Here is a 23362-nt window from a genome sequence, read left to right on the forward strand (position 1 = left end):
AATTAAATTACCTTAAAATGGATTTTAAAAATAAAATAGTATTGATCACAGGCGGCTGCTCTGGAATCGGCAAAATTATGGGCCGGAAATCTTTAGAAAGAGGTTGCGAAAAACTAGTGATATGGGATATTAATGAAGAAGGTTTAGCCACAACTAAACAAGAGTTTTCCAAGCTTGGTGGTGAAGTTTCTACTTTTAAAATCGACCTCTCCAATTTGGATGAAATTAAAATTATGGCTCAACGCGTTAGAACTGAAGTCTGTTCAATTGATATTCTCATTAACAATGCGGGAATTGTTGTGGGCAAGTACTTCCACGAGCACACCCACGAGCAAATTGTTAAAAGCATGTCTATCAACACTACCGCTTTAATGCATACGACTTTGGAATTTTTGCCAGGAATGATTGCTAAAAATTCTGGTGCGATTTGTAATATCGCTTCCTCGGCTGGCTTAATTTCTAATCCGAAAATGTCGGTATATGCTTCTTCAAAGTGGGCCGTTGTTGGTTGGGGCGATAGCGTTCGCTTGGAAATGCAACAGTTAAAGAAAAATGTTTCGGTAACGACCATTATGCCGTTCTTTATTAATACAGGTATGTTCGATGGAGTGAAGTCGAAAGTGATTCCAATTTTAGAACCTGAACGAACTTCAGAAAGAATGATTAAGGCCATTGAGAAGGAAACGAAAATGTTTGCACTGCCTCTTCCTTATTGGTTTATCCGACTTTCGCAAGGACTTTTACCGATACCAGCTTTTGATTGGGTGATGGATAATGTGTTTGGCGTTTATGATACCATGAAAGAATTTATCGGTCGGAAATAAATTTTATGGCTGAAATATTTTCCTTAAATTTGTGCGAGTAAAAATTAAAAAAGAAAGAATGAATTCCTACAAAAATCCTCTTGAAGAACGCTATTCAAGCGAGGAAATGCTTTATAATTTTTCTCCCAACAACAAGTTCAGAAACTGGCGAAAATTATGGATTGCCTTAGCCGAAATTGAAAAGGATTTAGGTCTTGATATTTCCGATGAGCAAATTACGCAACTCAAAGAAAACGCGGAAGAAATTGATTATGTCAAAGCTGCTGAATACGAGAAGAAATTCCGTCACGATGTGATGGCGCATGTTCATACGTATGGCGATGCTGCACCTCTGGCAAAAGGAATTATTCATCTTGGAGCAACTTCAGCTTTTGTTGGCGATAATACAGACTTAATTCAGATGCGAGACGGCCTATTGTTGATCAGAAAACAATTGGTCAATGTAATGAAGAATCTTGCTGATTTTGCCATTCAATATAAAGATTTACCTACTCTCGGTTTTACGCATTATCAACCTGCACAATTAACTACCGTTGGAAAACGGGCCACTTTATGGTTGCAGTCTTTGGTTTTAGATTTTGAAGAATTAGAATTTTTCATTGAAACTTTAAGATTTAGAGGCGTAAAAGGAACGACCGGAACTGCCGCAAGTTTTTTAGAGTTGTTTGATGGTGATTATACCAAAGTAAAACATTTAGATAAAGAATTATCGAGTCGTTTTGGTTTTGATAAAGTATTCGGAGTTTCAGGACAAACGTACGATCGAAAAATTGATGCAAAAGTGGTCGCATTGCTTTCTAACATTGCACAATCTGCTCATAAGTTTTCAAACGATTTAAGGCTTTTACAAAATTTAAAAGAAATAGAAGAACCTTTCGAGAAAAGTCAAATTGGCTCTTCTGCGATGGCTTACAAACGAAATCCAATGCGTTCTGAAAGAATCGGTGCTTTGGCGAAATTTGTAATGTCACTTTCGTCGAGTTCCGCAATGGTTGCGTCAACACAATGGTTTGAAAGAACTTTGGATGATTCTGCAAACAAGAGATTAACCATTCCACAATCGTTTCTAGCGGTGGATGCGATTCTTTTGATTTGGAATAATATCATGAACGGAATTGTAGTTTATGAAAATAGAATTCAGAAGCATATCATGGATGAACTTCCTTTTATGGCGACCGAATATATCATTATGGAAGAAGTGAAATCAGGCGGTGACCGTCAGGAAATTCACGAAACGATCCGTGTTCACTCTATGGAAGCCAGTAAAAAGGTCAAAGAAGAAGGCAAGGAAAATGATTTGATTGCCAGAATCATGAATGACACTTCAATGAAAATGGATAAATCAAAAATTAGAGAAGTGCTCGACCCCAAAAACTTCATTGGTTTCGCGCCAATACAAACGGAAGAGTTTATCGAAAATGAGGTAAACCCAATCTTGAAAAAGTACGCCGACTTAATCGGGTTAAAAGCCGACCTTAAAGTATAACTTATTAATGCAGTCTTTTTGGCTGCATTTTTTATTAAGCTCCAGCGGAGCGAAATATTTGTAGAAAAAATGAAAAAAAGAATCTTCGTAGAAAAAAAAGGAATTTTCGATGTTGAAAGTCCTCTAGTTTTTAATGAAATCCAAAATATTGTTCCAACTATTAAAGATGTAAAAGTCTATAATGTGTATGATGTTTTCGGCGTTAATGATAATGAGTTTTCAAAAGTCATCAACAATACTTTTGTAGATACGGTGACCGATATTTTGCATGAAGAAAATCCAGCGAAAAGCATTCATTTCGCGACCGAATATTTACCGGGACAATACGATCAGCGTGCAGATTCAGCACAACAATGTATCGCTTTATTAACTGAAAATGAGAAGGGTAAAGTAAGAAGTGGAAAACTCATCGAATTATTCGGAGTCTCTGAATCTGCTGTAGAAGCCATTAAAAATCATTTGATCAACAAAGTTGAATCGCAGGTAAAAGATTTATCGAAATTAGAAATCCCAGCGGAAGAAACTCCTGATCCAGTTATTATTCATGAAGGTTTCAATGATTTTTCTGCGGAAGAATTAAAAGCATTTTATGATAATCACGGTTTTGCTTTAGACATTGATGACTTAGAATTTATTCAAAATTATTTTAAAACCGAAAATAGAAATCCAACAGAAACAGAATTGAAAGTTCTCGACACCTATTGGAGTGACCATTGCCGACATACGACTTTCGAAACTGAACTGACTGATATTCAGTTTAATGACTCTTTTAAATCGACTTTAGAAACCATTTTTAATGATTATTTAGAGAAAAGAAAATTCTTAGGTAGAGAAGCGAAACCAGTTTCGTTAATGGATTTAGCGACGGTTTGTGCAAGATATTTCCATAAGACAGGTAAACTGGAAAATCTGGTTGTTTCCGATGAAATAAATGCCTGCACAATTGAAATAGAAGCCGAATTCGATGGTAAGAAAGAACCTTGGTATTTGCTATTTAAAAATGAAACCCATAATCACCCCACGGAAATTGAACCTTTTGGTGGTGCCTCAACTTGTTTAGGTGGCGCAATTCGTGATCCTTTGTCCGGACGTGCTTTCGTCTATCAGGCGATGCGTTTGTCTGGAGCAGCCAATGTTTTAGAACCAATTTCTGAAACTTTGCAAGGTAAACTTCCACAACGAACTATTACGAAGCAAGCTGCAAGCGGTTATTCTTCTTATGGAAATCAGATTGGTTTAGCCACAACTTTGGTTAATGAAATTTACCACGATGGCTACAAAGCAAAACGCATGGAAGTTGGTTTCGTCGTTGGTGCCGTCAAAAAAGATTGGGTTAAAAGAGAGCAGCCTCAAAATGGTGATCTCGTTATTTTATTAGGTGGCGCAACCGGAAGAGACGGAGTGGGCGGTGCAAGTGGAAGTTCTAAAGTTCAGGATGAAACCTCGATTCATACTTTGTCAACCGAAGTTCAGAAAGGAAATGCGGTTGAAGAACGTAAAATTCAAAGACTCTTTAGAAATCCGGAAGTCACGACTTTGATTAAAAAATCAAATGATTTTGGAGCAGGTGGAGTTTCTGTGGCGATTGGCGAAATTGCTGATTCACTGGAAATTAACCTCGATATCCTTCCTTTAAAATATGAAGGTTTAAATGGAACTGAATTGGCGATTTCTGAATCACAAGAAAGAATGGCAGTTGTTATTGAAGCAAAAGACAAAGACAAATTCATCAGATTCTGCGAAAAGGAAAATATAAAAGCCGTAGAAGTTGCCAAGGTTACTGATTCTGGTAGAATGCAAATGTTCTGGCAAGGAAATAAAATCGTTGATTTAAGCCGAGCATTTTTGGATACGAACGGTTGTGCAAAAACACAGCATGCGGAAGTGTCTCATTTACAACTAGTTGAAAATCAAATTATAAAGTTCACTGAAGAAAATTTTTTCAAGATTCTTTCGAGTAAAAATGTCGCTTCTCAAAAAGGATTGGCAGAAATGTTCGATGCTTCTGTTGGCGGAACTTCTGTCGCGATGCCATTTGGAGGAAAACACCAATTGACCGAAATGGAAGGAAGCGTACAAACGCTGCCTATTTTAAACGCTAAAAACATTGAAACAGTGTCATTGGCAAGTTGGGGATTTGATGCCGAAATATCGTCTCAAAACTCTTTGGTTGGCGCTGCGAATGCCGTGGTTGAAAGTGTTGCTAAGATTGTTGCCATGGGTGGAGATTATAAAAATATCCGTTTGAGTTTCCAGGAGTATTTTGAGAAGTTAGGAAATCAGCCTGAAAAGTGGGGGAAACCTTTGGCTTCTTTGCTTGGAGCGTATGATGCGCAGATGAAATTCGAATTGGCTGCGATTGGTGGGAAAGATTCAATGAGTGGAAGTTTTCAGGATATTCACGTTCCACCGACCTTGATTTCTTTTGCTTGTGCGAACGGAGAAAAGAAAAATATCATTTCGCCAGAGTTCAAAAAAGCGGGAAATAAATTGTACTTATTCAACCATATTTCACAAGAAAATGGAATGCCGAATTATGAAGATTTGAAACAGATTTTCGAATTTGTATTTGAGAATATAAAGGCGAAAAAGATTGTTTCGGTAAAGATTATTAAAGAGGGTGGAATTGCAGTTGCCTTAGCAAAAATGAGTTTTGGTAATCACCTCGGAGCAGAAATTAAAGTTGATGAAGATTTACTTCTAACCAAGAATATTGGAAGTTTAATTTTAGAAAGTCCAGAGGATTTAGAAAATGATTTACTTCAAGTTATTGGTGAAGTCAACAATTCGAATAATCTGAAAATCAGTGATTTTAAATACGATATCAAAATATTACTTGAAGTATGGAAAGGAACTTTTGAAGAACTTTTTCCAACCAAAGAAAAAGCAAAAATGGTGGTTGAAATTGGGTCAAAATTGAATTCAATTCAGCCGCGAACGATTCATATCTTAAAACATAACTTAGCAAAACCGAAAGTTTTTGCACCGATTTTTCCGGGAACCAATTGTGAATATGAAACTCAAAATGCCTTTAGAAAAGAAGGCGCAGAAGTTTCAGGGTTGCCATTAATTAATCTCAATCATCAACTTTTAAATGAAAGTTTAGATGCCTGGATTTCGGAAATTAATCAGTCTCAAATTTTAGTTTTATCAGGTGGTTTTTCTGCGGGAGATGAACCGGATGGTTCGGCAAAATTCATCGTCAATGTTTTGAAAAACGAGAAGATGAAAAATGCGGTTCATCAATTATTGGAACGGGACGGAATGATTCTCGGAATCTGTAACGGTTTCCAAGCGTTAGTTAAATCAGGTTTGTTGCCTTACGGAGAGATTCGGGATTTAGATGCAGATTCGCCGACTTTAGCGCATAACGCAATTGGGCGTCATATTTCTCAAATGGTTGATGTGAAAGTGATTAATGAGGATTCTCCTTGGTTGAAAGGAATGAGAGATCAGGTATATACAATTCCGATTTCACACGGTGAAGGGAGATTTATGGCTTCAGAAAAAGTGATTCAGGAATTGTACGAAAATGGTCAGATTGCAACTCAATACATTGATCACGACGGAAACATCTCACACGGAATGCCGTTCAATCCAAACAACTCACTGTTCGGAATTGAAGGTCTTACTTCAAAATCAGGAAAAATATTTGGAAGAATGGGACATCCGGAACGATATTCCGAAGGTTTAATGAAGAATATTCCAACTGCGAATTATCATAATATCTTTAAAAATGGAGTTGAGTATTTTAAATAATATCTATCCAATTTTACAGAAACAGTCAATTAATTATAAGTCATTTTACTTATATTGATCAAATATTAGTGAATTGACTTATAATTTAGTTTAAATTTTAACAAAAAATTATAAGGTGTTTACCTTATATTTGGGGTTTATAAGGATTATTGCTTATATTTGTCACATGATTGCGATTATCACCGGAGATATTATTAATTCTCAGAACTCAGATGTTGAAACATGGCTTCCAAAGTTGAAAGATTTAATGGGAACATGGTCAACAACTCCCGAAAATTGGGAAGTGTATCGAGGAGATGAGTTTCAGTTAAAATGCAGTGTAGATCAAGTGTTTCACAAAGCGATTCTTCTAAAATCATTGATCAGAACCTTTGAAAACTTAGATGTTCGCTTGGCAATTGGTATCGGAAATGAAGTCTTTCATTCTGAAAAAATAACTGAATCAAACGGCTCTGCTTATGTCAATTCAGGTCGCTTACTGACAGATATCAAAACTCAGGGAAGAACATTAGCCATACAAACGGAAAATGAAAAAGTAAATCTAGATCTGAATATCCTTTTCAAATGGGCTTCCATCGATTTTGATAATTGGACTGTCGCAACTGCCGAAATTATTCATCAGTTATTGTGCAATTCAGAACTCACGCAAGATGACCTCGCCAAAGAATTGAATATTACACAATCTTCAGTTAGTCAAAGGCTTAAACGAGCAAACTTCGATTTGATACAAGAGACCGATCAATTCTTTAGAAAAAAAATAGCAGAATTATAAATGATTTTCATCCCTCTCATATTGGCGCATTTATTAGGAGATTTTATTCTTCAGCCCAATTCTTGGGTGGCTGATAAAGAGAAGAAAAAGGGTGGCAGTATTTATTTATACCTACATATACTTCTGCACACCATTCTTGCCTTTGTGTTTTTGTGGGATCGAAATTTATGGTGGATTGCTTTAATTATAGGCATTACCCATTTTTTGATTGATTGTGCAAAACTTCAATTTCAGAATTCGAAAACTAAAAGAACCTGGTTTTTTATCGATCAAATTGCGCATGTTTTGGTGATTGCAGCATTATCGATTTTCTATTTTCCGTATTTCAGATGGGATGATTTATTTAATCCGAGAACATTACAACTCATCACAGCATTGGTTTTTCTCACGGTTCCATCTTCCATTCTAATAAAAACGGTAATCTCAATCTGGACTCCTGTTACCATAGAACACAGCAAGTTACAAACAGAATCTCTCGTAAATGCTGGAAAATATATTGGTATTCTTGAAAGGCTTTTGGTATTCGTTTTTATCCTCGTGGATCATTGGGAAGGCGTTGGATTTATGATTGCTGCAAAGTCGGTTTTCAGGTTCAGTGATTTAGCTGAAGCAAAACAGAGAAAACTTACAGAATATGTATTGATAGGAACTTTGCTAAGTTTTGGCATCGCAGTTCTTACCGGAATTCTGATAAAAATTTAATAGAAAGTAAAATTTAATAAAAAGTAAAAATGACAAAAGGAGCAATGCTTTATGAAGGAAAGGCAAAGCAAGTTTTTGAAACTGATAATCCCAATGAGGTGATTGTTCGTTTTAAAGATGATGCAACCGCTTTCAATGCACAGAAAAAAGGCAATTTCGATTTAAAAGGGGAAATGAATAACGCCATTACCACTTTGATTTTTGAATATCTGAACACGAAAGGAGTTCCGACACACTTTATTAATAAGGTGGACGAAAGAGAACAATTGGTTAAGAAAGTACAAATTATCCCATTGGAAGTAATCGTGCGAAATTATTCGGCTGGAAGTATGGCGCAAAGATTAGGCGTTGAAGAAGGAATAAAATCTCCGGTAACTATTTTTGAAATATGCTATAAAAGAGATGACCTTGGAGATCCACTAATCAACGATCATCACGCCGTTTTCCTCGGTGCCGCAACTTATGAGGAATTGGATGAGATGTATAAATTAACGTCCAATATTAATGATATTTTAATCGAGCTATTTGATCAAATGAATATTATCTTAGTTGATTTTAAAATTGAATTGGGTAAAGATCCAGAAGGTAAAATTATCTTGGCTGATGAAATTTCGCCAGATACTTGCAGACTTTGGGATAAAGATACGATGAAGAAACTCGACAAAGACCGTTTCAGACGTGATTTGGGCGAAGTGACTGAAGCGTATGTAGAAATTTATGAACGATTGAAAAAAGTTTTAAACAAATAAAAAAAATCTTATTCCCTCTGCATTGGAGAGGGTTTGGGTGAGGATAAAAATGAAAGATTTAAATCAACACAGAGAAGATTATTTAAACCAGTTTAAGGAAAATACATACGGTCGAAATCTTCTTAAAAAAGACGATCCTTTTGACGCTCCGTCTGAGGAATGCGGGATTTTCGGATTGTATTCTGATACCGATGTCGATACCTTTTCAATGTCGCAGTTCGGGTTATTTGCTTTGCAGCACCGTGGTCAGGAAGCGTGTGGAATTTCGGTAATGAAGCAGGGAAAAATCTTCAATATTAAAGATGAAGGTTTGGTACTCGATGTTTACAAAGAAATTCGGGATCCAGAAACCTTTACAGGGAATTCGGCAATTGGACATACGAGATATACCACAGCAGGCGACAAGAAGAAATATAATTTCCAACCATTTTTCGCAAAGAATGAATATGATCAAACGATTCTGTCGATTGCACATAACGGAAATTTAACGAATGCTGCAGAATTGAAGAAAGAACTGGAAGCGGAAGGAGTTGTTTTTAGAGCAACCTCTGACTCTGAAGTAATTCTTCGTCTGATTCAGAAGCATTTGGATTTAGGGCTCCGAGCTGCCATCAAAACGACGATGGAAAGGATTGAAGGAGCTTACTCCGTGGTTGGAATGACCAGAAATAAGTTCTTTGCTTTCCGTGATTTTCATGGAATTCGTCCCTTGGTTTTGGGAGCGATTGATGAGAAAACTTATGTTGTGGCTTCAGAATCTGTAGCCTTAGATGCCGTTGGAGCACAATATGTTCGCGATATTTTACCTGGAGAAATTATTTACACTAATGAAAATGAAACGGGATTACAAAGTTTCATGGCCAAAGAAAATTGCGAGAAAAGAACTTGTGCTTTCGAATATATTTATTTTGCACGTCCCGATTCCATTATGGAAGGAATTAACGTTCACGAGATCCGGGAGAAATCTGGAATGAAAATTTGGGAACAAGCTCCGGTTGAAGCAGATATTGTAATAGGCGTTCCGGATTCTGGAGTTCCTGCTGCGATTGGTTTTTCAATTGCGTCAGGTATTCCGTTTCGTCCGGTTTTAATTAAGAACAGATATATTGGTCGAAGCTTTATCGTTCCAACTCAGGAAATGCGGGAGCGAATTGTGAATCTTAAATTGAATCCCATTATTTCTGAAATTAAAGGAAAGAGAGTAGTCATCATCGATGATTCTATCGTTCGTGGAACCACTTCAAAACGATTAGTGAAAATTTTGAAAGATGCTGGGGTTAAGGAAATCCACTTCCGAAGTGTTTCTCCGCCGATTATTGCACCTTGTTACTTGGGAATTGATACGCCAGTGAAAGATGATTTAATTGCCGCAAATATGAGTGTAGAAGAACTTCGGGTTTACCTGGGAGTTGATACCTTAGAGTTTTTAAGTATGGAAAATCTAAAAAACATTTTGGGAAGTTCCGATCATTGTTTTGGTTGTTTTACGGAAGAGTATCCCGTTCCCGCGGGGCCCAGTCCAGACTATACAGATCAATAAAAGCAAAAAGGTTGGGAATTAATTCCCAACCTTTTTTATAATGAAGTGTGTTTAATATGAAGAGTTGATGCTTAGAATTTGTAAGCTAAACCAACTTGGAATACGTTGTTTCTTACTTTATCACCAGAGATTCTATCTTTAGCAACATCAGTTAATCCAGCAACATATCTAGCAGTCAAACCAACGTTTGGTGTGAAGTAATATCCTGCTCCCAAACCTAATCCGAAGTTAAATCCGTTCAAATCATCTTTGTAGTTAGAAGATTCATTAATAGTTGTGTTTGCAGTTTCGTTTGTAAATTTGTTTTTAGCACTCACTAACAAACCGAATTCTGGACCAGCTTCTAAATAAAATCCTGGAGTAGCATTATATTGAAACATAACTGGTACTGTGATATAATCTAAATGCTTTGATCTTGCGTAAGTGCTAGAACCAATTTTTTGGTTGTATTTGTCACCCATTTGTGAATACATTAATTCTGGTTGGATGCTGAAATTCGCTGCTAAGGGTGCATTCATAAATACTCCTGCATTGAAGCCAATTTTTGATTTTTGATCGCTCAATGAAGCGTCATCTGATAGAGAGGAAACGTTCATTCCTGCTTTAACTCCGAACTGTTGTGCAAATGCTAATGAACTCATTGCCACTGCTGCACCTAAAAATAACTTTTTCATAATCTTAAATTTTTCTAATTAATTTTGCGTAATTGATAATTTAACTGCTTCGACTTTAATAATTTTATTTTTTTAAATTCTAAAATCGCTCAATACTGATTATCGTTACATTTTTAAATCTGTTTTACGATTGGGGTACTTTCAAATGCTGTGCCAAAACCACTCACGAACTGGAAAATTTAAACAATGGTTTAAATAGTATATATTGTAATTAACTCATTGTCAATTATTTAAACTAAAATAAAAATTCCTATACCGAAGAAGTATAGGAATTGAGTTTTACAGCGAAAGTTTGTTTTTATTCCAAATTTTGATAATAAAACAATGAACTTCTAATATTTTCTACGCTCACGGAACAATCAAATTTACAATTTCCAATACTGGTTAGTAAGGAGAAGTTGATATTTCCAAACGAATTTTTTTTATCATTTTTCATTAAATTAATAATGTCATCAGTCGGAAACTGTCTGATGTCAAGGTTTGGATAAAATTGTTGGATATTAGAAATGATGACATCTGCAATCTCCTCCGATGTAAGATTATTCAGATAAGAGATTCTGGTCTCACAAATCATGCCCATGGCAACCGCTTCTCCATGCATAATTGGATTTCCGTTTAAAAGAAATAAACTTTCAACCGCATGTCCAATCGTATGGCCGAAATTTAAAGTTTTCCGGACATTTTGTTCAGTGAAATCCTGTTCAACCACTTTTTGCTTAATATTCATCGATGTTTGGATGAGCGGAAAAATATTTTCAGCAGTTAATTCTTTGATGGCAATTAAATCAGCCCAATGCTTCTCATCAGCAATCAAGCCGTGTTTCAGCATTTCTGCAAAACCACTTCTCAGTTCTTCAAAGGGCAATGTATTTAGGAATTCAGGAAAAACAAAGATCTGTTTCGGTTGTGCGAAAGTTCCAATAATATTCTTTAAAAATTGATGATCGATCCCGGTTTTCCCACCAATGGATGCATCACACATTCCTAAAAGGGTCGTCGGAATATTAATGAAAGGAATACCTCTTTTATAAGTTGAGGCGATGAAGCCGCCCATATCGGTGATCACGCCGCCGCCTAAATTGATCAATAAAGCTTTACGGTCTATTGCAAATTCAGTCAATATTTCCCAAAGATGAGCTGCGGTTGCCAAAGTTTTTAATTCTTCCCCAGCTTCAATTTCAATGATTTCCAAGGGAATATCAGTTTCTAAATTCCCTAGTAGCCTGGGAAGGCAATGTTCATGGGTGTTTTCATCAACCAGAATTAATAGTTTCGTTGGTTTTAAAGTGGTTAAAAAATAGTTGAGTTGCGAAAAATCTTGATCTAAAATTGAAATCATTGGTACTGAAATTTATCACAAAATTAAACTTTAATTTAGCTTTATCAATTCAGAGAGTTATATTAAATTTGTTGAACTTTAAAATCGACCATGAGTATTTTCAATAACACCCAAATTGCCTTTGCAGACAAGACAGATTCTCAATTGAAGAAAGCCTATTGGATGTTCAAAGCCATTGAACAACCTTTGCTAACCAATGTAGGAATTTCAGCCTTAAACTTTACGGTTAAGAATAATTTTCCCTTCGTTACTGAAATTGTGAAGCAGACTTTGTTTGAACAATTTTGCGGCGGCGAGACACATGAAGAGAGTATGAAAGTTGTGAAGCAGATGTTTAAGCATCATGTGGGAAGTATTTTCGATTATGCGATTGAAGGTAAAGCGGAAGAGAAGGTTTTTGATGATACTTGCACCGAAATCAAGCAGAACATCAAATTTGCCGAAGGAAATCCAGCAATTCCATTTGTCGTTTTTAAACCAACAGGTTTCGGTCGAATTGAAATTTATGAAGAAATTGGTAAAAAGGTAGAATTGACTACTTCTCAAAAAGAAGAGTGGGCGCGTGTTGTAAAAAGATATGAAGAAGTATGTCAAATGGCTTTTGACCGGAATGTCGTGATCATGATTGATGCTGAAGAAAGTTGGATGCAAGATTCGACTGATAATTTGGTCAATGAGATGATGGCGAAATTTAACAAAGAAAAAGCCATCGTTTGGAATACCATTCAAATGTACAGAACTGGTCGATTGGAATATTTGGCACAAGATTTAGAAAGAGCCAAAGAAAAAAACTATTTTCTTGGTTATAAATTCGTACGTGGAGCGTACATGGAAAAAGAAAGAGCGCGCGCTGCAGCTATGAATTATCCCGATCCAATTCAGCCAACCAAGCAAGCATCCGATAATAATTATAATGCCGCCATTGATTTTGTTTTGAATAATCTGGACAAAGTTTCTGGCTTTTTCGGAACGCACAACGAGAAATCTACGGAATTAGTTATGGATAAGATGAAAGCAATGGGTTTGCCACATGATCACCGTCAAATTCATTTTGGTCAATTGTACGGAATGAGTGATAATATCACTTATTATTTAGGTGCTGAAAAATATAATGTTTGTAAGTATCTACCTTACGGACCGGTGAAAGATGTAGTTCCTTATTTAACCAGAAGAGCTCAGGAAAACACTTCTGTAGCTGGACAAACTGGTCGAGAGTTAGGTTTGATTCAAAAGGAATTAGATAGAAGAAAAGGAAGATAATTTTAAACAGAATCTTTTGTTTAAATTCTACAATAATAAAAATCAATAGAAACGGGCTTTAGCCCGTTTTTTAATGGGAGCAAGCAATTGGCTTTAGCCAGAATTTATTTCTAAATTTGTAAATCATATTTCAGAGAATCATAAATCACCACATCATCACGCCAACATTCGCCCAAGTCATCCTTCCCTTAAATTTAAAAGGAACTTTCACCTACAAAGTTCCCGAGGAACTCTTGAATTCCATTCAGGTTGGAATGCGGGTTTTGGTTTCTTTTCGAGGTAAAAAAATATATACCGGAATCGTTTTCGAGATGCACCATCAGCAACCCGAAACTTTTGTGCCGAAAGAAATCATCAATATTTTAGATGACGCTCCAATTTTGCCGAAAGAACAAATTGAGTTTTGGAATTGGCTGTCCGATTACTATATGGGTAATCTTGGTGAGATTTATCGCTTCTCATTTCCAGGTTCTTTGAAATTGGAAAGTGAAACTTATTTAAAGTTAAAACCCAACATCCTTATCGATTTTGAGAATTTAGATGTCAACGAAATGTACTTGATTCAGGCCTTAGAAGTTCGACAGCTCATCAACATTACTGAAATTGAAGCTTTCATTACGAAAAAAGATATTGTAAAAACGATTAAATCTCTGATCGATTTACAGTATATTGAAATTGACGAAAAGATCGCAGAAAAATACAAAGCCAAAGAAGTTGCCTATTTAAAAATCAATGAGGAGAAACTTCAAAACACGCATTTACCGGAAATTCTCTTATCACTAAAACGTTCGCCCAAACAACAGGAATTATTTCTTTTACTTCTGGAAAAACAGACCGAGCATCCTGAAAAACCGATTAAGAAATCGGAAGTTTTAGAAGAAGGGAATTTTGCCCACGCTCAATTGAAGTCTTTGGTAGAAAAGGATTTGGTGCAGGAATTTTATCTTCAGAAAGACCGACTGGAAAGTTATGAAGGCGAAACGGAAGAATTAGAAAAACTTAGTGACGTTCAACTTCAAGCAAAAACTGAAATTGATGAAGCTTTTGAAGAAGGTAAGAATGTGTTGCTACACGGCGTGACCTCGTCAGGCAAAACCCATCTTTATTTAGAGAAAATTGATGAGACCGTGGCTGATGGAAAAAACGTTTTATTTCTACTCCCAGAGATTTCTTTAACCAAGCAAATCGTGCAGCGTTTAGAGAAAAACTACGGAAAACAATTGGGTTTTTATCACCAAAAATTAACCGATTTCGAAAAGGTAGAAGTTTGGCGCAGAATTAAAAATAACGATATTAAAATTCTGATCGGAACACGGAACGCTTTGTTTTTACCGTATGAAAATTTAGGCTTAATCGTCGTTGACGAAGAACATGACTCTAGTTACAAACCACGAGAGATTTCTCCTTTTTTTAACGCTAAAGATGCGTCTCAGGTTTTAGCGAAATTTTATAAAGCCAATGTAATTCTTGGTTCAGCGACTCCGTCTGTAGAATCTTATTACGCAGCAAATAAAGAAAAACTTAAATATGTTTATTTAGCCGAACGTTTTGGGAATGTGAAAATTCCGGAGTTTGAACTCATTAATTTTAAAGAAGCGCAGGATACAAAGAAATTAGTGGGCAGTTTTTCTCTCCATTTAATTGATGAAATTAGAAAAGAACTCGATCAGAAAAAACAAACTATGATTCTGCATAACCGCCGTGGTTATGCGAATGTGGTCGAATGTGAAACTTGCGGTTACGTTAATTATTGTTCGAATTGTGACGTTGTAATGACTTATCATAAATACAATAATGAAATGAAATGCCATTATTGCGGACAAAAAGCAGCGAAACCAAAAACATGTCCCCAATGTCAGTCGGAAAATTTGAATGTTCGCGGCGTTGGTGTAGAACAAATTCACGAAGAAGTTTCTAAGATTTTCCCCGACTCTGAAGTCGATCGGATGGATGTAGATTCGATGCGCAGAAAATTCGCGTATGAGAAATTATACGAAAAGATTGAGGACGGCGAAACTGATATCATTGTCGGTACTCAAATGATTTCTAAAGGTTTAGATTTCGATAATATTGAATTGGTCGCCATTCCAAAAGCGGACTCCTTATTATACGTACAGGATTTTCGAGCCGAAGAAAGAGCCTTTCAACTGATTACTCAAGTTTCCGGTAGAGCTGGCAGAATGTCTGGAAATGGAAAAGTTTTAATTCAAACTTATAATCCGCAGCATTCTATTTTTCAGTTGCTGAAAGATCATGACACGCCCAAAATCTACGAACATCTGTTGACGGAAAGGAAGAAATTTCTTTATCCGCCTTTCGTTAAATTAATTATGATCGAATTAAAGCATCGGAGGGAAGATAAAGTAAATCGCGCCTCGCAATTTCTAGGATCGATTCTTAGAAAATATTTGCCAGAGGAATGCATACTCGGCCCGGAAAAATCTCCCATCGGAAAGCTCAATTTAATGTATCAGTATCAGCTTTTATTAAAGTTGCCGCGAGGTAAAAAATATGCTGATTACAAAAATTTGGTTTCTAAAAGTTTAGAAGAGTTTGATGAGATTACCGGTTACCTTTCCATTAAAAAGATGATTTTTGTTGATTTTTAACAAAGTTTAACAGTTCTTTCATGATTTTATAATTGTTAAATCACTGTCCTTCAACAATATTTTATACTTTTGGATGTTTAAAAGATATGATTTGCAAAAGTCTGTATTTTTAAGCAAGCTTATAATCGATAATCAAATAATAAATTTAAATGATTAACATCAAAAAAATCCTAGTTTCTTCTGCAATTTCAGTATCCTCATTTGTCTTTGCGCAGGGAACTTTCACTTCTTCAAATTATCCTCAATCCTACGAAAGTCAAAATTCTGGTATATCAAGAGAGTCTGCTGAAAAACTTCTTAGCGCGAAAGAACTTGTTGATATCAAATTAAATTCCATGATGAATGATCCTGTTTTGCGAAATGCAAATTGGGGTTTTGTAGTTTATGATCCAAAAACAAAGAAAATTATCAGCTCTTATAATGAGAATGCCTCATTAATCCCAGCTTCTACAACAAAGCTTTTAACTACAGAAACAGCGATGAATCTTTTAGGTGAAAACTTTAGATGGATTACGCAATTAGAATATTCTGGCGCAATTGAAGATGGTGTTCTTAATGGAAATTTATACATTGTTGGAAGTGGAGATCCGTCTTTAGGAACTAATAAAGCAGGCGCCAATTCGTACCGTGGAATTATTTCTGATTTTATGTCAGCGATTTCTGACAAAGGAATTAAAAAAGTAAATGGCGATATCATTATTCAAACGGGCGTTTTTAAATTAAATAAATCACAGCTTTTACCAGAAAGTATTGTTTGGTTAGAAAACGGGAATTATTATTTACCTGTTGGAACGACTTATGAAATCAGTCCAAGTAATGAAAAGCTGATTGCGAAGAAAGCAAATCCCTTTTCTGAAAACAAAAATTACTATTACATCTCGCCTTACATTGGCCAAATGGTCTACGCCGATAAATTTGAAGGAGGCTTTTTAACCACAAAATTACCAGATGCACCAGCTTATTTAGCCAATAACTTAAGATTAACTATGATTAAAAGTGGTTTGCCGGTAGTTGGAAAAGTGATTACGAAAGTTACCGATCCGAGTCCTGAAAAAAGGGAAGTGATTACCAATTATCAATCGCCAACTCTAGCTGAAATTGTAATGTACACGAATCAACATAGCGATAATGCCTTGGCAGAAGCGACTTTGAGAATGGTTGGTTTTCAAAAGCTGGGTAATCAAACTTTAGAAGCAGGTAGAATGGTCGTTAATAATCATTTAAAATCAGTCGGTTTTGATACTGATGGTTTAAATTACTATGATGGCAGCGGACTTTCGAGAAGTAATGTAGTTACGCCAATTTCTCAAGTGAAGTATTTAGCCAATCTGATGAACGAAAAATACTATAAATCATTCTATGAAAGTTTGCCGATTGGTGGACAAACAGGGACTTTAAAAAGAATGTTTAACGGTAGTGGAAACGGACAAGTATTTGCAAAAACAGGAACTTTAAATAAAGTGAAAACATTGGCAGGTTACATGAAAACGAACACAGGTAAAACCCTGGTTTTTTCACTCCTCATTAATAATTACGCTGGTTCTGTAGATCAAGTTAAAAGCAAAATGGAGCAGATCCTCGAGCCGACATTAAGTTTATAATTATTTCTTTAATAATATGATAAGCCTTTCAATAGATATTGAAAGGTTTTTTTTACCTTTATCGGTAAATAATTGAATCAATGAAACAATTCTATGTACTTGCCTTAATGTTGTCTTTCGTGCAAATCTTTGGTCAAAACGAAGAGGCTGATAGAAAGAGCATTATTAAAAGTGAATCGCAGCAGTATGCGAAAATGCTGAATTACAACGTGAATCCAAACACCTTGAATTACGATTTAAAATACCAAAGATTGGAAATGGATCTAGATCCAGCTGAGTATTTTGTGAATGGTACGGTTACAAGTCATTTCGTTCCCAACCAAAATATCTCCAGCATCTATTTTGATTTTTCTAATGTTTTGACAGTTTCTGAGGTGAAATATCATGGAGCAAGTCTACCTTTTACTCAGTTATCTACCAAGGAATTAAAAATTGATTTTCCGACGGCACTTGCTGCGGCCACGTTAGATTCTCTTTCAATTAAATACTCAGGTGCGCCCGACAGCTCTGGAAGTGCGGGTGATGCATTTTCAACTTCTACACAAGGTGGCACTCCGGTTTTATTCACCCTTTCTGAACCCTATGGCGCTCAGGAATGGTTTCCGACGAAACAGAGCATGAATGATAAAATTGATAAAGTGGATATCAAGATTACAACGCCGTTCCAATATAATGTGGCTTCTAATGGAAAATTATTTTCTGAGACCATCTTACCAGGAAATAAAAAATTGACTTTCTGGCAAACCAATTATCCAATTCCTGCATACTTAGTGGCTTTGGGAATTACCAATTACACAAAGTTTAATGATGTGATGGGTACGCCACCATTTCCTTTCGTCAACTACGTTTATCCTTCCACGGCAGCTAATGCAACGACCATGGCGAATATTAACTGGACTAAGGATATCATGAATGTTTTTGAAGAATACTTTGGACCTTATCCTTATCGAAACGAAAAATATGGGCACATGCAATTCGGTTGGGGCGGTGGAATGGAACACGCCACCATGTCGTCAATGGGCGGTTTTAGCAAAGGTTTAATAGCCCACGAACTCGCTCACCAATGGTTTGGCGATAAAGTGACCACGGGCGCTTGGAATGATATCTGGCTTAATGAAGGTTTTGCAACCTACGGTGCGCATCTTGCCAATGAAAAACTACTAATGACCAACGCTCAATTTAAATCTTTTCTGGCTGATGAAATAAGTTACATAACCAATTCTACCAGCGGAAGCGTTTATGTCGCTGATGCTAATCTAGGAAATACCAATGCCGTTTTTAGCGGCAGATTATCTTATTCCAAGGGTGGTTTTGTCGTACGAATGATGAAATGGGTTTTGGGCGATGTGGCTTTTTATCAAGCTTTGAAAGAATATCATTCCCGTCCGAATCTTGCCTATAATTACGTGAGAACCGATGATTTAAAAAATTCGTTGCTTCAATCCACAGGTAAAGATTTTACTGAATTTTTTAACGATTGGATTTATGGGCAGGGCTATCCGTCTTATCAAATTAAATGGAACCAAACTGCAGATAAAGTTATTCGCTTTAAAGTCGGTCAAACTCAAAGTCATCCTTCAGTGAGTTTCTACGAAATGCCTTTGCCAATTAAAATTACCGGAACTGGCGGCCAAGTAGTTTATCTTGCCTTAGATCATACCTCTGATGGGCAAGGATTTGCTGAAGCGCTTACTTTTAATGTGGCTTCTGTACAGTTCAATTATGATAATCAAATGATTACCAAAGGTTCTACGGTAACGAAAGACACGGGAATTCTTGCCGTAAATGATACTGCTAAAAATGAAATGAGAATCTATCCTAATCCTGTTAAAGACCAACTTTCTATCGAGGGAATATCCAAAGATGAGAAGTATGAAATTTATAGTGTTGATGGAAAAAGAGTAAATAAGGGAACGATTTCTAATGGTAATACAATCAATGTAAACGCTCTTCCAAAGGGAGTTTATCTTTTAAAAATTGCAGATAAGAATTTGAAATTTATTAAAGAATAGTTGTTTAAGTTTAACCTTATGTTAACAATAACAACCTTACAAAAGCACTCGAAAGAGGGCTTTTTTTCGTAAATTAGCAACTCAAAATAATTAAATATGATTTCTAAAAATTATCTGGAAAATTTACAGACCGAACTTCAAAATATTAAAAATGATGGCTTGTTCAAAACCGAACGAATCATTACTTCACAGCAATCTGCAGTCATTGAAGCCAACGGAAAAACACTCTTGAATTTTTGTGCCAATAACTATTTGGGATTGTCGAATAATAAAGAAGTAATGAAAGCTTCCCAAGACATGATCGAAAGCCACGGCTACGGAATGTCTTCGGTACGTTTTATCTGTGGAACTCAGGATATTCATAAAGAATTAGAAGCTAAGATTTCTAAATTTCTAGGATTAGAAGACACGATTTTATATGCCGCGTGTTTCGATGCAAACGGCGGCGTTTTCGAACCATTATTTACGGACCAGGATGCCATTATTTCTGATGAATTAAACCATGCTTCCATTATTGATGGCGTTCGTTTGTGTAAAGCAGCGAGATACCGGTACAAGAATAATAATATGGCAGATTTGGAAGCGCAATTGATTGAAGCTTCCAAAAAAGACCACCGATTTAGAATCATCGTGACGGATGGTGTTTTCTCAATGGATGGAATTGTCGCTGACTTAAAAGGACTTTGCGATTTGGCTGATAAATATGACTGTTTAGTAATGGTCGACGATTCTCACGCCACAGGATTCATCGGTAAAACTGGCCGTGGAACGCACGAAGCTAATGACGTCATGGGAAGAGTAGATATCATTACTTCTACTTTAGGAAAAGCTCTCGGTGGTGCCTTGGGTGGATTTACGTCAGGTAAAAAAGAAATCATCGACATGTTAAGACAGCGTTCAAGACCCTATTTATTCTCGAATTCTTTGGCTCCAGGAATCGTTGGTGCCGCGATAAAAGTTTTAGATATGATTTCTGATGATACCACTTTGAGAGATCAAGTGATGGAAAATGCAGAATATTTTAGAAAAGAAATGAAAGCCAGAGGTTTTGATATTCCTGATGGTGAGGCAGCGATTGTACCAGTAATGTTATACGACGCACCTTTAGCCCAAAAAATGGCCGAACATTTAATGGAGGAAGGAATTTACGTCATCGGATTTTTCTTCCCAGTTGTACCAAAAGGGAAGGCGAGAATTAGAGTTCAACTTTCTTCGGCCCATACCAGAGAACACTTAGACAAAGCGATTGCGGAGTTTGAAAAAGTCGGAAAAGATTTGGGAGTGATTTAGAAACTTCTTTTGAATTATATTTAAAACCTTCTGTAATGGAAGGTTTTTTTAGGTCTTAAAAGTTTAGGAAGCAACAAAAAATAAGTATGTTCGCACGGTATTAATTTTATTGAAATGTTTACAAAGCAAGAAGCACAGCAAATTAGAAAAGAATTCTGGATCGCCTTTGGAAAGAGTTTTCCAAGAAAGTGGATTTTATACCATACCAAAATTAAAGATTTCTCTTTTAAATTTAATGCTGATCCCAAAAAGGCTGAGGTTTCTTTAGATATAGAAATTACTGATGAACTCTTTCGGAATGCCTATTTCGAAAAAATTTGGTCGCTGGAATCTATATTAGAGGAAGAAGTTGGCACCATTCAAAAAGATGAATATTACACTTTAGAAAACGGAAAAGTGATTTCTCGATTTTGGATTACCAAAGAAAACGTTTCTATTTATAATAAAAATACGTGGCAAGAAATCTTTGAATTTTTTATAGAAAAAATGGACGGATTTGAACGCGTGTATTACGAATATGAAGATTTTATTAAAGATGTGTAAGGAACCTTATCCGAATTTACGGATAGATTTTAAACCTTCACTATTAAGAATTTCTATTTGCTCGTCGGTATATTTAATGTAACCTTCGGTTGTAAAATCGTTCAGACATTTATTCACGTTTTCTCTTGAATATCCTAGAACCTCACTGATCTCTTTCTGTTTTAAAAATTGTAGGCAACCTTTTTCATTGTAGTGCAATAGGAAATCTGCCAGCGCACCATTGATTTTGAGAGCCTTGTAGCTTAAAAGATTTTTTGTTAGCGCGGTTACATTTTTAGAAGATTCGTTATAAACATCTACCAGGAATTTCGAATTGGTTGTAACAAATTTTTTGAAAACATTTTTTTCAAATTGAATAACTTGAGTTCCTTTCACGCCATAAGCTGAGAAAAAAACCGGATCCTCATTAAACAAATAACGCAATCCTATAAAATCCTTCTCGCCATACAGATCCATGAGGCGGCATTTATCGTCTTTTATTTTCACTTCTCCTTTGATAATATAAAAAACAGAAAACAGAAGACTTTCATTTTTAATGAACATTTCTTCCTGATCAAATTTCAGGAGCGACGCATTCGAGTTTAGAACCGCCTTTTCCCGATCGGTTAAGTGATCAAAAATAGGATTTTCTAAATATTCGTATGGTACAATCATCGTTTCTTAATAAGGGGCCAATATACGGTGATTAAAATAAAAAAATTATCGCGCCAAGGTGAGATAAATCAACAAAATAAAAGTTCACACGCACCTGTGAGGAAACTAACAACTGACTGAAATATACTTCATATCGGAAAAATTTGAATCCGATCTATTCCATCGCACCTTTACATAAATAAAAACAAGCACATGGAATACGCAGTATACTTACAACTATTAGTGGTTTTGGCCGCTATATTTATAGGAGCCAAAGTAGGTGGGATTGGTTTAGGTATTTTTGGAATGTTGGGAATGTCTGTATTGGTGTTCTTATTTGGTCTACCTCCAGGAGAAGCACCGATAGAAGTAATGTTAATGATTGTTGCCGTAATTACTGCGGCCTCAGCGTTACAAGCAGCCGGCGGACTAGAATATCTTGTTAAAGTAGCTGAGAAGATTTTAAGGAAAAATCCTGACTCTATAACTTTTCTTGCCCCTATTGTATGTTATGTTTTTACGTTTTTAGCGGGTACCGGTCACATTGCTTATTCTTTATTACCGATTATCGCTGAGATTGCTACAGAGAGCAAAGTGCGTCCCGAACGTCCTTTAAGTATCTCTGTTATCGCCTCTCAACAAGCCATTACCGCAAGTCCTATATCTGCAGCAACTGCAGCTCTTTTAAGTACGAGCCTTTTAGGCGGTCAAGGTATTGAAATGATCGACATTTTGATGGTCTGTGTGCCTGCAACAATCATTGGGGTTTTAGTAGGTGCCTTTGTAGTAAATTTTGTAGGCGTGGATTTAGAAAAAGATCCAGTGTATCTTAAAAGATTGCAAGAAGGTTTAATAAAACACCACGAACCTTCTACAGGTGTCGATAATCAAGCTGGTTACAAACCGCTGATCGCTGTGGTTCTCTTCTTAATGGGAGTTTTCTCTGTAGTTCTTTTCGGTTCAATACCTAGTTTAAGACCCTCTTTTAATATCGATGGTGAAATCGTGAACGTTACTATGGCGCAGATTATACAAATCATTATGATGTCTACGGCTGGAATGATACTTATTTTCTCTAAAGCCGATGTAACAAAAGCAGTCAATGGAAGTATTTTCATCGCCGGGATGCAAGCAGTTATTGCGATTTTTGGAATTGCGTGGATGGGTGATACTTTCTTCAATGGTAATTTGGCATTCTTTAAAGACAATATTCAAACAGTAGTTACTGCATATCCTTTCTTATTCGCCTTTGCTTTATTTGTAATGTCAATCCTTTTGTTCAGCCAAGCTGCAACAGTTAGAACGCTATATCCTTTAGGATTGGCCTTGGGAATTCCTCCACTAGCTTTACTAGCAATGTTCCCAGCAGTGAATGGTTATTTCTTCCTTCCTAATTATCCTACCGTAGTTGCCGCGATTAACTTCGACCGGACTGGAACGACAAGGATCGGTAAATATGTGATCAATCACTCCTTTCAGATCCCAGGAATTGTTTCCACCCTTGTAGCGATAAGCGTTGGGTATCTCATTATCAGTTTTATGTAATTAAAAAATAAAAAATAATTTATA

The 23362-nt window shown here is 36.2% G+C and carries 17 protein-coding genes; 14 read left to right on the forward strand and 3 right to left on the reverse strand.

Features of this window, described 5'->3' with window-relative positions; genetic code table 11:
* The first annotated feature begins 17 nt into the window (after positions 1–17).
* The 7 genes from BMX49_RS06755 (at position 18) to purF (ending at position 9832) form a co-directional block, all read left to right on the forward strand.
* Positions 18–824 (forward strand): SDR family oxidoreductase, encoded by an 807-nt coding sequence (locus BMX49_RS06755; RefSeq protein ID WP_034716574.1) that lies wholly within the window; start codon positions 18–20, stop codon positions 822–824.
* Between the two features lie 58 nt (positions 825–882).
* Positions 883–2310: an adenylosuccinate lyase gene (gene purB, locus BMX49_RS06760; protein ID WP_034716571.1), complete on the forward strand. Its 1428-nt coding sequence runs from the start codon at positions 883–885 to the stop codon at positions 2308–2310.
* Between the two features lie 69 nt (positions 2311–2379).
* A complete protein-coding gene (locus BMX49_RS06765) occupies positions 2380–6069 on the forward strand; it encodes a phosphoribosylformylglycinamidine synthase (protein ID WP_034716568.1) in 3690 nt (1229 codons plus the stop codon).
* 166 nt (positions 6070–6235) lie between these two features.
* The gene (locus tag BMX49_RS06770) at positions 6236–6841 is read left to right on the forward strand and encodes a SatD family protein (RefSeq protein WP_034716566.1); all 606 of its coding nucleotides are present in this window, start codon (positions 6236–6238) and stop codon (positions 6839–6841) included.
* Positions 6842–7543, forward strand: a complete 702-nt coding sequence (locus BMX49_RS06775; protein ID WP_034716564.1) for a DUF3307 domain-containing protein — start codon at positions 6842–6844, stop codon at positions 7541–7543.
* 29 nt (positions 7544–7572) lie between these two features.
* Complete coding sequence (gene purC, locus BMX49_RS06780; RefSeq protein WP_034716562.1) at positions 7573–8292, forward strand: phosphoribosylaminoimidazolesuccinocarboxamide synthase; 720 nt, start codon at positions 7573–7575, stop codon at positions 8290–8292.
* 49 nt (positions 8293–8341) lie between these two features.
* Positions 8342–9832 (forward strand): amidophosphoribosyltransferase, encoded by a 1491-nt coding sequence (purF, locus tag BMX49_RS06785; RefSeq protein WP_034716560.1) that lies wholly within the window; start codon positions 8342–8344, stop codon positions 9830–9832.
* A gap of 71 nt (positions 9833–9903) precedes the next feature.
* Here purF and BMX49_RS06790 read toward each other — a convergent pair whose 3' ends face one another.
* Both BMX49_RS06790 and aroB read right to left on the reverse strand, forming a co-directional pair.
* Positions 9904–10506, reverse strand: a complete 603-nt coding sequence (locus BMX49_RS06790) for a porin family protein (protein WP_034716558.1) — start codon at positions 10504–10506, stop codon at positions 9904–9906.
* A gap of 298 nt (positions 10507–10804) precedes the next feature.
* A complete protein-coding gene (gene aroB, locus BMX49_RS06795) occupies positions 10805–11845 on the reverse strand; it encodes a 3-dehydroquinate synthase (RefSeq protein ID WP_034716557.1) in 1041 nt (346 codons plus the stop codon).
* Positions 11846–11935: 90 nt separating this feature from the next.
* Between aroB and BMX49_RS06800 the strand changes: the two genes are divergently transcribed.
* The 6 genes from BMX49_RS06800 (at position 11936) to BMX49_RS06825 (ending at position 21160) form a co-directional block, all read left to right on the forward strand.
* On the forward strand, positions 11936–13105 hold the full coding sequence (locus tag BMX49_RS06800; protein ID WP_034716554.1) for a proline dehydrogenase family protein: 1170 nt from the start codon (positions 11936–11938) through the stop codon (positions 13103–13105).
* Positions 13106–13260: 155 nt separating this feature from the next.
* Positions 13261–15714, forward strand: a complete 2454-nt coding sequence (gene priA, locus BMX49_RS06805; protein WP_034716552.1) for a replication restart helicase PriA — start codon at positions 13261–13263, stop codon at positions 15712–15714.
* A 149-nt stretch (positions 15715–15863) separates the two neighbouring features.
* Complete coding sequence (gene dacB, locus BMX49_RS06810; protein ID WP_034716550.1) at positions 15864–17315, forward strand: D-alanyl-D-alanine carboxypeptidase/D-alanyl-D-alanine endopeptidase; 1452 nt, start codon at positions 15864–15866, stop codon at positions 17313–17315.
* An 80-nt stretch (positions 17316–17395) separates the two neighbouring features.
* On the forward strand, positions 17396–19327 hold the full coding sequence (locus BMX49_RS06815) for a M1 family metallopeptidase (RefSeq protein ID WP_034716548.1): 1932 nt from the start codon (positions 17396–17398) through the stop codon (positions 19325–19327).
* A gap of 96 nt (positions 19328–19423) precedes the next feature.
* A complete protein-coding gene (gene kbl / locus BMX49_RS06820) occupies positions 19424–20617 on the forward strand; it encodes a glycine C-acetyltransferase (protein ID WP_034716546.1) in 1194 nt (397 codons plus the stop codon).
* Positions 20618–20731: 114 nt separating this feature from the next.
* Positions 20732–21160 carry a DUF4268 domain-containing protein gene (locus tag BMX49_RS06825; RefSeq protein ID WP_034716545.1) on the forward strand — a complete coding sequence of 143 codons (429 nt, stop codon included), beginning with the start codon at positions 20732–20734 and terminating at the stop codon, positions 21158–21160.
* 6 nt (positions 21161–21166) lie between these two features.
* Here BMX49_RS06825 and BMX49_RS06830 read toward each other — a convergent pair whose 3' ends face one another.
* Positions 21167–21814 (reverse strand): Crp/Fnr family transcriptional regulator, encoded by a 648-nt coding sequence (locus BMX49_RS06830; protein WP_034716542.1) that lies wholly within the window; start codon positions 21812–21814, stop codon positions 21167–21169.
* Positions 21815–22006: 192 nt separating this feature from the next.
* Between BMX49_RS06830 and BMX49_RS06835 the strand changes: the two genes are divergently transcribed.
* On the forward strand, positions 22007–23338 hold the full coding sequence (locus tag BMX49_RS06835) for an anaerobic C4-dicarboxylate transporter family protein (RefSeq protein WP_034716540.1): 1332 nt from the start codon (positions 22007–22009) through the stop codon (positions 23336–23338).
* The last annotated feature ends 24 nt before the right edge of the window (positions 23339–23362 follow it).

It is taken from the genome of Kaistella antarctica, assembly GCF_900109615.1.
GTDB lineage: Bacteria > Bacteroidota > Bacteroidia > Flavobacteriales > Weeksellaceae > Kaistella > Kaistella antarctica.

Bases quoted from the DNA above. Each gene is read 5' to 3' on its own strand.
- BMX49_RS06800 (WP_034716554.1), top strand. From the start codon at position 11,936: ATGAGTATTTTCAATAACACCCAAATTGCCTTTGCAGACAAGACAGAT.
- BMX49_RS06825 (WP_034716545.1), top strand. From the start codon at position 20,732: ATGTTTACAAAGCAAGAAGCACAGCAAATTAGAAAAGAATTCTGGATC.
- purB (WP_034716571.1), top strand. From the start codon at position 883: ATGAATTCCTACAAAAATCCTCTTGAAGAACGCTATTCAAGCGAGGAA.
- purC (WP_034716562.1), top strand. From the start codon at position 7,573: ATGACAAAAGGAGCAATGCTTTATGAAGGAAAGGCAAAGCAAGTTTTT.
- BMX49_RS06830 (WP_034716542.1), bottom strand. From the start codon at position 21,814: ATGATTGTACCATACGAATATTTAGAAAATCCTATTTTTGATCACTTA.
- BMX49_RS06765 (WP_034716568.1), top strand. From the start codon at position 2,380: ATGAAAAAAAGAATCTTCGTAGAAAAAAAAGGAATTTTCGATGTTGAA.
- aroB (WP_034716557.1), bottom strand. From the start codon at position 11,845: ATGATTTCAATTTTAGATCAAGATTTTTCGCAACTCAACTATTTTTTA.
- BMX49_RS06775 (WP_034716564.1), top strand. From the start codon at position 6,842: ATGATTTTCATCCCTCTCATATTGGCGCATTTATTAGGAGATTTTATT.
- BMX49_RS06755 (WP_034716574.1), top strand. From the start codon at position 18: ATGGATTTTAAAAATAAAATAGTATTGATCACAGGCGGCTGCTCTGGA.
- BMX49_RS06835 (WP_034716540.1), top strand. From the start codon at position 22,007: ATGGAATACGCAGTATACTTACAACTATTAGTGGTTTTGGCCGCTATA.
- purF (WP_034716560.1), top strand. From the start codon at position 8,342: ATGAAAGATTTAAATCAACACAGAGAAGATTATTTAAACCAGTTTAAG.
- BMX49_RS06790 (WP_034716558.1), bottom strand. From the start codon at position 10,506: ATGAAAAAGTTATTTTTAGGTGCAGCAGTGGCAATGAGTTCATTAGCA.
- BMX49_RS06770 (WP_034716566.1), top strand. From the start codon at position 6,236: ATGATTGCGATTATCACCGGAGATATTATTAATTCTCAGAACTCAGAT.
- kbl (WP_034716546.1), top strand. From the start codon at position 19,424: ATGATTTCTAAAAATTATCTGGAAAATTTACAGACCGAACTTCAAAAT.
- dacB (WP_034716550.1), top strand. From the start codon at position 15,864: ATGATTAACATCAAAAAAATCCTAGTTTCTTCTGCAATTTCAGTATCC.
- BMX49_RS06815 (WP_034716548.1), top strand. From the start codon at position 17,396: ATGAAACAATTCTATGTACTTGCCTTAATGTTGTCTTTCGTGCAAATC.